Raw genomic sequence first — 6,321 nt, forward strand, 5'->3', positions numbered from 1 at the left:
CCAGGCCCTGGGCACGCTGGCCGACGCAGCGGTGCGCCGCAGCGCCTGAGCCGGCAGCCCGGGGCCCGACCCCCGCGGGTTGGGCAATTGCGCCGGCTACCGGGTCCCTACCAGCCGAGCGCCTGGGCGCGGCGGCGGATCTCGGTTTTGCGGCCCTCGCGCAGCGCGTCGATGGGCCGGCCGGGCAGCGAGTCATCGGCGGTGAAGAGCCAGACCAGGGCTTCCTCATCGCTGTAGCCGGCGTCGGACAGCACCGCCAGGGTCCCCTTGAGGCTTTCGAGCACGGTCCCGCCGACCAGGAACGCCGCCGGCACCGAGCGGATCCTGCGCTCCCCCACGCGCGCCTCCACCAAGGCGCGTTCTTCGAGCAGGGCGTGCACCTTTTTAATGGAGACGTCCAGTTGTTCGGCGACGTCGGGAAGGGGCAGCCAGTCGGTAATCAGTTCTTCAAGTTCACTCACCGTATAAGGGTGCCACGGCGGCCCCCGCGGAGCCATTTCCTTTTCGACACGCCGCCTTCATTCTTCATTCTCCGCCGGTGGCTTTTGTGTTATGCGTCAATAGTGTAAATTCACTTGAGTAACAGCTTTCACATCGATAACAAACGGCACACCAGTACCACTGTGCGGCCCGTTGGGGGACGCTCGCCAGGCCGCAGAACAAGGATGAGGGACACCAATGACCGATCAGCGCCCGATCACGCGCAACGACCGCAGCCAGCCCCGCCGGGTACTACTGTCCGCGGCAGCAACCGCGGCGATTCCCGCCGTCGTGCTGTCCTCCGCTGCCTTGGCCATGCCGGCCCAGGCAGCCGAGCTGCCGCCGCGCTCTGCGCTGCAGCCCAAGGCGGCGATTCCGGGCGTTACGGTTCCGGCGACCGCTTTCATTCCCGCTTCCCAGGTTGCCGCCCGATTGCCCGCTTCCCTGCGGGCGCAGAACACTCCCGCCGTCCATACGGTGAGGGCCGGCGAGACGATCAGCGGCATCGCGGCCCGGTACGGCCTCTCCACGCAGAAGGTACTGTCGCTGAACGGCCTCAGTGCCAGCACCATCATTCACCCGGGGCAGAAGATCAAGCTGGGCGGCTCGGCCGCCAAGTCCTCCGGCAACGCCGCGAAGCAGTCCTCGTCGGGTTCCGGCAGCTACACCGTCAGGTCCGGCGATACCCTCTCCGGCATCGCCGCCAAGCACGGCATGAGCCTGGGCGCCGTGCTCTCGGCCAACAACCTCAAGATCAGCTCGATCATCTACCCGGGCCAGAAGATCTCGGTCAACGGCGGCGCCGCCCAGGTCTCGGCCGCCTCAACCGTTACCCGTGCGAAACCTTCCACCAAAACCGTCGCCGGTACCGGCAGCTACACGGTCAAGTCGGGCGATACCCTCTCCGGGATTGCCGCCAAGCACGGCATGGGTTTGGGCGCCCTCCTCTCCGCCAACAACCTCAAGATCAGCTCGATCATCTACCCGGGCCAGAAGATCTCGGTCAACGGCGCGGCCAAGGCCTCCAGCGCCTCCGCCCCGGCCGCGCAGGCGAAACCTTCCACCAAGGCGGTCGCGCCCTCCGGCACCGGCAGCTACACGGTCAGGCCGGGCGATACCCTCTCCGGGATTGCCGCCCGCCACGGCATGAGCCTGGGCTCCGTCCTCTCCGCCAACAACCTCAAGGTCACCTCGGTCATTTACCCCGGACAGAAGATCAAGGTGAGCGGTTCGTCGGTCACCAGCGCGTCGGCGTCGTCCAAGGCACCGGCCAACAGCGCCGCAGCCACCGGCGGGGGCAGCTATACGGTCAAGTCCGGCGATACGCTGTCCGGCATTGCCGGCAAGCTGAACGTGACCCTGTCCAGCCTGCTGCAGTCCAGCGGCCTGAAGTCGACGTCGATCATCCACCCGGGCCAGAAGATCACCGTCCCCGGCGGTGCGCAAACCACGACGTCGAGTGTGGGCACCGCGTCGGCCCAGCCGCTGGTTCCCAGTACCTTCCTGCACTACACCTACCCGGCCGCGGTGGTGGGCAAGGCGAACGAGAACAAGCGCCTGCTGCTCTCCACCCCGCAGCCCACCCAGGCGCAGATGAAGGACATCATCGCCGAGACGGCCGTCAAGATGGGGGTGGACCCGCGGCTCGCCCTGGCGCACGCCTACCAGGAATCCGGCTTCCAGCAGGACGCCGTGTCCCCGGCCAACGCGATCGGCGCCATGCAGGTCATTCCGTCCTCGGGCGAGTGGGCCTCGACCCTGGTGGGCCGCAAGCTCAACCTGCTGGATCCGTACGACAACGCAACCGCCGGCGTAGCGATCATCCGATCCCTGGTGAGCACCAGCCCGTCCCTGGACATCGCCATTGCGTCCTACTACCAGGGCCAGTATGGCGTGATGACGTACGGCATGTACAAGGATACGAAGGCCTACGTGGCCGCGGTGAAATCGCACATGAAGAAGTTCTAGCGGCCACCGCCCCCGTGGCAAAAGGACCCGAATCGCAGTGTTGATTCGGGTCCTTTCGCTCATCGGACTTAGGATCATAGAGTGCAACCGGCAACTGATTCACTGGTCGGCGCCCTGATCGACGGGCGCTACCGGGTTGCCTCGCGCCTGGCGCGCGGCGGGATGTCCACCGTTTACCTGGCGTCCGACACCCGGCTGGACCGCAATGTGGCGCTCAAGGTCCTCTATCCCTACCTGGCGGAAGACGCCGGCTTCCTGGAGCGGTTTGAACGCGAGGCCAAGTCCGCGGCCCGGCTCTCACACCCCCATGTGGTGGGCGTCTACGACCAGGGCATCGACGGCAACGTCGCCTACCTCGCGATGGAATATGTGCCCGGACACACGCTGCGGGACCTGCTCGACGAGTCCGCTCCGCTGACGCCGCGGCATGCGCTGGCTGTCCTTGATCCTGTGATCGAGGGGCTCGCCGCAGCGCACGCCGCTGGTCTGGTGCACCGGGACATCAAGCCGGAGAACGTGCTGATGTCCGACGACGGCCGGGTCAAGCTCGGAGACTTCGGCCTGGCACGCGCCGTGACCACCAGCACCAACACCGGGTCCCTGATCGGGACGGTGGCGTACCTGCCGCCCGAATTGGTCACCGGCACCGCGTCCGATGAACGCAGCGATGTCTACTCGGTGGGCATCATGCTGTTCGAGATGCTGACCGGGCGTCAGCCGTTCACCGGCGACGTGCCGATCCAGGTGGCATTCCAGCACGTCAATTCCACCGTCCCCGCGCCGTCGACCCTGGTTCCCGGGCTGGCTCCCGACCTCGACGAACTGGTGCTCTGGTGCACCGGATCCGATCCGGACCAGCGGCCGGTGGACGCCGCCGCGCTGCTGGGTGAACTGCGGCACGTGCACAAATCCCTCAGCGACGCCCAGCTGGATGCGCGGCCTCCCCGGGCCGAGCCGGCGGGAACATCATCCACCCAGGTCATCCCGTCCGATCCGCACCGCACCACCGTCATTTCCCGCTCCGCAAACCACACGCAGGTTTTCAGGGCCGGCGAGGCCGCCGCGGCGGCACCGGCCGCGCAGCAGCGCCCGCTCTCCGCCCGCGATTCCAAGAAGCGCCAGCGGGAACTCGCCCGCCAATCGCGGCGTCCCGAACAGAACCTGCGCCGCGGAAATCCCCGGCGCCGGGGCATCATCTGGATTGTCGTGCTGGCCATCCTGGCCGCCTTGGTCGCAGCCGCAGGGTGGTTCTTCGGCATGGGGCCAGGCGCCATTGTTTCCGTACCCGACGTTGCCGGCAAGCCGGTGGCCGAAGCCGAGGGCATGCTACGGGAACAGGGGTTGGAGTACACGCTCGAGGAAGTCTTCGACGAGAAGTTGGCCGCGGGGGTAGCCGTCGGCACGGAACCCGATGCGCCCGTCGAAGTCCGCCGCTTCGAGCAGGTGGCCCTCGTGGTCTCGAAGGGCCCGGAGCTCTTCGGCGTGCCCGCGTTGGCGGGCATGAGCGTGGAGGAGGCCACCGCCGCGCTGGAGGAGGCTGGGCTGGCCGCCGGTGATGTCAAGGAGAAGTACGACGAAGAAGCAGCGGCGGGTACCGTCCTCGGCCACAAACCCGGCGAGGGCGAACAACTGCGGCGGGGCACCGCCGTCGGGCTCACGGTCTCCAAGGGGCCGAAGCCGTTCAGCGTGCCGCAGGTGGTGGGCCAGCCGCAGTCCGACGCCGCCGCAGCCTTGGAAGGCGCCGGCCTGAAGGTGGCGGTGGCCCCGGAGGCCGTGTTCGACCGCAACGTCCCGGCCGGCTCGGTCGCGGCGCAGACGCCGGCCGAAGGACAGGTCATCCGCGGTGACACCGTGACGCTGACGCTTTCCAAGGGCCCGCGGATGGTCGAGGTTCCGGACACCGTGGGCCGGCAGGTCGACGAGGCGAAGCGCGCGCTGGAGGACCTGGGCTTCGAGGTGAAGGTCAAGGAGTTCCTCGGCGGCTTCTTCGGCACCGTGCGGACGCAGGACCCGGACAGCGGGTCGCTGCCGGAGGGATCGGTCATCACCCTGACCGTGGTGTGACGCTGTCCCTGGCGCGAGCAAGAGCCTGAGCCGGCAAGCCGGCGGCTCGCCCCGCCCGCGTCCCGTGAAGCCGGAAGGCCAGGAACCTGTTCACCTGGTTCCGGGCCTTCCATCTCGTCCCGGTCCTGAGGAGCGCGGGGACGGCGGGCGTGCGGCGGGCTACCGCTGGCGGGAGAGCGCCCCCGCCACCAGGAACGCCATCTCCAGGGACTGCATGTGGTTCAGCCGCGGGTCGCAGACGGACTCGTAGCGGTCCAGGAAGGCGTTCTGATCGATGGGATCGGCGCCGCCCAAGCACTCCGCCACGTCGTCGCCGGTCATTTCCACGTGCAGGCCGCCCGGGAAGGTGCCCAGTTCGTGGTGCACGTCGAAGAAACCGCGCACCTCCTCGATGACGTCGTCGAAGTTCCGGGTCTTGTAGCCGTTGGGCGAGGTGACCGTGTTGCCGTGCATGGGGTCGGTCACCCAGAGCACCTTGGCGCCGCTCTCGGTGACCCGCTTTACGAGCTCCGGCAGCTTGTGGCGGATGTTGCCGGCACCCATCCGCGTGATGAAGGTCAGCCTGCCCGGCTCGCGCTCGGGATCCAGTTTGTCGATCAGCCGCAGGGCGTCGTCGGCGGACGTGGTCGGGCCCAGCTTGACGCCGATGGGGTTCCGCACCCGGGACAGGAAGTCCACGTGGGCGCCGTCCAGCTGGCGGGTGCGTTCACCGATCCAGAGGAAATGCCCGGAGGTGTTGTAAGGCAGGCCCGTCCGCGAATCGATGCGGGTCAGCGCGCGCTCGTAGTCCAGCACCAGCGCCTCGTGGCTGGCGAAGAACTCGACCCGCTTGAGGGCGTCGAAGTCGGCGCCGCAGGCATCCATGAACTTCACGGCGCGGTCGATTTCGCGTGCCAGTGACTCGTAGCGCGAATGCGCCGGGTTGGCCGTGAAGCCCTTGTTCCAGTGGTGCACCAGGCGCAGGTCGGCGAAACCGCCCTGGGTGAAAGCCCGAATCAGGTTCAGGGTGGAAGCGGACGTGTGGTACGCCTGCACCATCCGGCTGGCATCGTGGGCCCGGGACTCGGGGGTGAATTCGAAGCCGTTGACCATGTCGCCGCGGTAGGCCGGCAGGGTCACGCCTTCACGGGTTTCGTCGTTGGACGAGCGGGGCTTCGCGAACTGCCCGGCCATCCGGCCCATCTTGATCACGGGCAGCGAGGCGCCGTAGGTGAGCACCACGGCCATCTGCAGGATGGTCTTGACGCGGGCACTGATCTTGTCGGCAGTGGCCGCGCCGAAGGTTTCGGCGCAGTCCCCGCCCTGGAGCAGGAACGCCTTGCCGTCGGCGGCCAGGGCCAGACGCTCCCGCAGGACGTCGACTTCCCCGGCAAAGACCAGCGGCGGCAGGGAGTTCAGCTCGGCAACGGAGGACGCGTAGACCGAGGGATCGTGCCAGGTGGGCTGCTGCACCACCGGCAGCTCTCGCCAGTCATCCAGACCGGGATAGTCCGCTGCCGTCGGCAGCTGGTCGGGAACGGAAGAAATGAAGGTTGTATCGGTCACCCTTCAATCGTAGACCTGCGGCTTCGCTGGCTTCACGTGCAGGGGTCATGGGCCGCCACACGGGCGTCACATTCCGACGGCGTCAGCGCCGGCCCTTCCGGCCGGATCGCGGGACTGTTCCCCCGGCGTCCGGGAGGCCGGCGGCCTCCGGTCCTTCCGCCGCGGCCGCGCCCGCTCCGCCGCTGTGCCCGGCGGTGCTGTCGGACGCGCTGCCGGACTCGCTGTCGGGCAGGGCGCCCGAGGGCGTGGCCGCTGCGGCGTGGC

The 6,321-nt window shown here is 68.2% G+C and carries 4 protein-coding genes and 1 pseudogene; 2 read left to right on the top strand and 3 right to left on the bottom strand.

The annotated features are described in order from the left end of the window. Nucleotides 1-107: 107 nt before the first annotated feature. Nucleotides 108-461 carry an Rv2175c family DNA-binding protein gene (locus AC5RUH_RS16285; protein ID WP_494014841.1) on the bottom strand — a complete coding sequence of 118 codons (354 nt, stop codon included), beginning with the start codon at nucleotides 459-461 and terminating at the stop codon, nucleotides 108-110. Between the two features lie 733 nt (nucleotides 462-1,194). Here AC5RUH_RS16285 and AC5RUH_RS16290 point away from each other — a divergent pair. Both AC5RUH_RS16290 and pknB read left to right on the top strand, forming a co-directional pair. Continuing rightward, entirely contained in the window at nucleotides 1,195-2,448 is a 1,254-nt protein-coding gene (locus tag AC5RUH_RS16290) for a LysM peptidoglycan-binding domain-containing protein (protein ID WP_494129113.1), read from the top strand. 81 nt (nucleotides 2,449-2,529) lie between these two features. After that, nucleotides 2,530-4,512 (top strand): Stk1 family PASTA domain-containing Ser/Thr kinase, encoded by a 1,983-nt coding sequence (gene pknB / locus AC5RUH_RS16295; protein WP_494129112.1) that lies wholly within the window; start codon nucleotides 2,530-2,532, stop codon nucleotides 4,510-4,512. Between the two features lie 159 nt (nucleotides 4,513-4,671). Here the strand turns inward: pknB and AC5RUH_RS16300 are convergent, their stop codons facing one another. Next, complete coding sequence (locus AC5RUH_RS16300) at nucleotides 4,672-6,057, bottom strand: class II 3-deoxy-7-phosphoheptulonate synthase (protein WP_493999453.1); 1,386 nt, start codon at nucleotides 6,055-6,057, stop codon at nucleotides 4,672-4,674. Between the two features lie 82 nt (nucleotides 6,058-6,139). Continuing rightward, nucleotides 6,140-6,321 (bottom strand): annotated as a pseudogene (locus tag AC5RUH_RS16305) (phosphopantothenoylcysteine decarboxylase); the annotation flags it as partial.

It is taken from the genome of Arthrobacter sp. Y3223166, from assembly GCF_059090935.1.

Excerpts from the sequence above, each read along its gene's own strand:
- AC5RUH_RS16290 (WP_494129113.1), top strand. The coding sequence starts at position 1,195 with ATGAGCCTGGGCGCCGTGCTCTCGGCCAACAACCTCAAGATCAGCTCG.